Here is a 2,305-nt window from a genome sequence, read left to right as displayed (position 1 = left end):
TGATACTGTAACTAAATAGAGGCCGTCTGAAAAATCAACTTTCAGACGGCCTCTATATCAACCAACGCATCAATCGGTAATGGGGTTGGATTGTTAAAGAACGGATGTTTCAGACGGCGCAAAGAGATATTGAGGCCGTCTGAAGACTGAAAAAACCGCGTGCGTGCTTTGAGGCACGCACCCTACCTATAAATTTGGAAATTTATGCGGGCTACGGCTTGCTAAGTTATAGGCCGTCTGAAAGCCAAACAATACGGGCAAACTAAGCTTGCCCGTATTTTGGTGTTGATTGGATTCGGGTTGTTAAAGAACAGGTTTCAGACGGCCTTAAATGTTTGAGGCCGTCTGAAAAGTTTTAGATAAGAGGTTTTGTTAGGTTTGGTAATCCAGCCTTGTCTATTATTCAAGTAATTCAGATATATTATTAATGAGGTCCGTAATATAAGGAACACAAACAATTTCCGAGTTAAAAATATCGCCGTTTTTAAGATGACAAATAATTTGTTTTCCGTCAAATTGAAAATCAGCAATTTCATCTTTTTGCCACGGTCGGTTAGGCTCAAAAACAATTAAGCTATAATAATTCTCTTCTTTGAACAGAGAAATTGAAAACACCAAATCTTCATTATCATTATCTCTATATAAATCAAAACTCTCCAAAGAATTATCCTTGAAAATAAATTTAAATTTATCATCACTATTATTATATCCACTGAAATCTCTAAAGTCCCCAATAATTTTTTTAAATAAATATTTATTCACATCCATGTCGCTTTTAACGACAACAAAATCACCTGAGTTCAAATGCACTTCTAAGGTATCATCTGAGGATAGCCCAATATTAATTACAGTAAATCTTTCATCATCAGGGTTTGGATTTTCGACATATAACTCCCCTTCTCCACATATAAAAGGTAACTCGCAAGTTATATTTAGATAACCTACTTTAGGGTCATATTCAATCGAACTCTCATTAATATGAATTATTTCTTTCATAATCAACACCTTCCATGCTTATTATATTTATGAAGAACCTTCCAAGCTGCATCCGAACGCATTCGGTCAGTCCCAGCCATATTACGGACAGCCCTCAATTCTTTGCGTACGTCATCAAAATCTGAGGCGTCAATTTTTATCATTCCCAAAACTTTATTTCCTCTTGTCTCAGGGAAAGAAACACTATTTGCACCACTTCTTTTCAAAATATCAAAAATACCGGCACGACAATTTGTACACATACCAACAGGTTTAGAACCACTAGAACGGAATTCGCCGGTAATATTACTAATTTGTACATCTTTCCCTGTTAACAATCCTCTTCGAGAAAAATCATTTAAACCATTAATTTCAGCATGGCCAGTTCTTGAACTGTGGTAAGTTTCACTAACTCCACCCGCCGAAATTGTGGCACTTGCACCATTCATATCTCCCCAAAGACCCAATCTGTCTATCCACATTTGAGCATTCGGCGCGAATCGATACAGATTCTCCCCACCCAGCAACCCAATCGGGTCTTGGTTAATGAACCGTCCTGTCTCGGCCTCGTAATAGCGCATCAGGTTGTAGTGCAGCCCGGTCTCTTTATCAAAGTACTGGTTCTGCAATCTGAACGGCTGATGTGCATCCTTATAAACCCGCCCGTCCTTTTTCAGACGACCCCAAGCAGTATATTCGCCGTACCACAGGAGATTACCATGAATGTCGGTCATCTCCCTCGGGATGCCGATTTGGTCGTTGTGGAAATAGGCGAGGTATTGCGCTTCGTCTTGGTTGCTGCGGAAGACTTGGGCTAAGGGTTCGTAGCTGTCTTGGTCGGTGTAGATATAGGTGTAGCTGCCTTTGTAGGTGTACTCCTGAAGTAATCGTGTTCCGTCCCAGACGAAGTGGGTGCGTTTCGGTTCGGTACTCGTCCAGGCGAGTTTGTCTTGGCGTTCTTTGGAAAGCCTTCTGCCGAACGGGTCATAGGCATATGTCCAGATTTCGGTATTGCCGGCGGGCTTTTTGATTTCGGCGCGGACGAGTTGGTTTTCTAAATCGTATTGGTAATATTGGTTTTCGCCGTCGGGCAGCTGGCGGTAGATCAGGTTGCCCAATGCATCGTAGGTGTATTCGATGCCGTTGTATTCTTTGAGGCGGTTGCCGGCGGTAAGGTTAGGGTTGGCAGGTGATTTCAGACGACCTTGAGTTTTGGTGTCGTCTGAAATCGGAGCGGTCGTTTTGCCCTCTCCCCGACCCTCTCCCACGGGAGAGGGAGTAGATGTTGGGATGTCGAGGATGTTGTGGGCGGGGTCGAAGGCGAAGGTTT

At 42.5% G+C, this 2,305-nt stretch carries 2 protein-coding genes; both read right to left on the bottom strand.

Annotated elements, in window-relative coordinates:
• Window positions 1-399 precede the first annotated feature (399 nt).
• The gene (locus HMPREF2952_RS06360; protein WP_003743419.1) at window positions 400-996 is read right to left on the bottom strand and encodes a DUF8184 family protein; all 597 of its coding nucleotides are present in this window, start codon (window positions 994-996) and stop codon (window positions 400-402) included.
• A gap of 2 nt (window positions 997-998) precedes the next feature.
• Complete coding sequence (locus HMPREF2952_RS10970; RefSeq protein ID WP_083314049.1) at window positions 999-2,243, bottom strand: RHS repeat domain-containing protein; 1,245 nt, start codon at window positions 2,241-2,243, stop codon at window positions 999-1,001.
• Between the last annotated feature and the right edge of the window lie 62 nt (window positions 2,244-2,305).

Origin of the sequence: Neisseria sp. HMSC068C12, assembly GCF_001814095.1 — a bacterium.
GTDB classification, from domain to species: Bacteria; Pseudomonadota; Gammaproteobacteria; order Burkholderiales; family Neisseriaceae; genus Neisseria; species Neisseria perflava.
This window is presented reverse-complemented; position numbering and strand designations above follow the sequence as displayed.